The 1627-nt window shown below is 71.1% G+C and carries 1 pseudogene; it reads left to right on the top strand.

From position 1 onward, the window contains the following. Positions 1–21 precede the first annotated feature (21 nt). Positions 22–1627, top strand: a pseudogene (locus tag ND748_RS31585) (Rne/Rng family ribonuclease); the annotation flags it as partial.

Below are 1627 nucleotides of genomic sequence, written 5' to 3'. Positions count from 1 at the left end.
GTTTAAAAGTGACAGTATTACGATCGGGGGGGGGGTACCCGCCGCCGGGGTGGGCGCCGCCGGCGGGTGGGGGCCGCCGCGCCGGCGGTGGTCGACGACCCGCCGAACACGGTCGTGCACGTGCGGGAGGTCCGCCGGGACGAGGACCAGGTCCGCGGCCTGAGTGGGTCGACGCGGCTGGAGGCCAAGCGGCAGCGGCGGCGGGAGGGCCGGGACAGCGGTCGGCGCCGTCCGCCGATCGTCACCGAGGCCGAGTTCCTCGCCCGCCGCGAGGCGGTCGAGCGTCGGATGATCGTTCGCCACGCCGGCGACCGCACCCAGATCGCGGTCCTTGAGGACGAAGTGCTCGTCGAGCACTTCGTCACCCGGGCGAGCTCCGCGTCGTACGCGGGCAACGTCTACCTCGGCCGGGTGCAGAACGTGCTGGCCAGCATGGAAGCGGCGTTCGTCGACATCGGTAAGGGTCGCAACGCCGTCCTGTACGCCGGCGAGGTCAACTACGACGCCTCCGGGCTCGACGGCCGTCCCCGCAAGATCGAGCAGGTGCTCAAGTCGGGGCAGTCGGTCCTGGTCCAGGTCTCCAAGGACCCGATCGGCCACAAGGGCGCCCGGCTGACCAGCCAGATCAGCCTGCCGGGCCGCTACCTCGTGTACGTCCCGGACGGTCAGAACGCCGGCATCAGCCGCAAGCTGCCCGACACCGAGCGTGCGCGGCTCAAGAGCATTCTGAAGAAGATCACACCCGAGGACGGCGGCGTCATCGTGCGCACCGCCGCCGAGGGCGCCAGCGAGGCCGAGCTCGAACGCGACATCGAACGGCTTGCCGCGCAGTGGGAGGACATCTCGCGGCGGGCCAAGAAGGCGTCGGCGCCGTCACTGCTCTACGGCGAGCCGGACCTCGTCGTGCGGGTGATCCGCGACATCTTCAACGAGGACTTCACCGAGCTGGTTGTTCAGGGCTCCGGCGAGGCCGCGACGATCGAGGAGTACATCGACGCCGTCGCCCCCGACCTGCGCCCGCGCATCCGCCGCTACACCGGGTCCGGGGACGTCTTCGTCGACTACCGGGTCGACGAGCAGCTCGCCAAGGCACTGGACCGCAAGGTCTGGCTGCCGTCGGGCGGGTCGCTGGTCATCGACCGCACCGAGGCGATGACGGTCATCGACGTCAACACCGGCAAGTTCACCGGCAAGGGCGGCAACCTCGAGGAGACCGTCACCAAGAACAACCTGGAGGCCGCCGAGGAGATCGTCCGCCAGCTCCGGCTGCGGGACATCGGCGGGATCATCGTCATCGACTTCATCGACATGGTCCTGGAGAGCAACCGCGAGCTGGTCCTGCGCCGGCTCACCGAGTGCCTCGGCCGGGACCGCACGCGACACCAGGTCGCGGAGGTGACGAGCCTCGGCCTGGTCCAGATGACCCGCAAGCGGGTGGGCCAGGGCCTGCTGGAGGCGTACAGCGAGCCGTGCGTGCACTGCAACGGCCGCGGCGTGCTCATCCACCTCAACGGCGGCGGCGGGCACGCCCATCCGGCGCCCGGTTCGGCCGCCGCCGGGTCCGGCGCCGGCCAGTCGGAACCGGTCGCGGTCGCGTCCGGGTCCGGGTCCGGGTCCGGGTCCGGTG

It is taken from the genome of Frankia sp. AiPs1, assembly GCF_023716945.1.
In the GTDB taxonomy this organism is placed as follows: Bacteria; Actinomycetota; Actinomycetes; order Frankiales; family Frankiaceae; genus Frankia.
The sequence above is the reverse complement of the archived record's forward strand: the minus strand, read 5'-3'. Positions and strand labels throughout refer to the sequence as shown.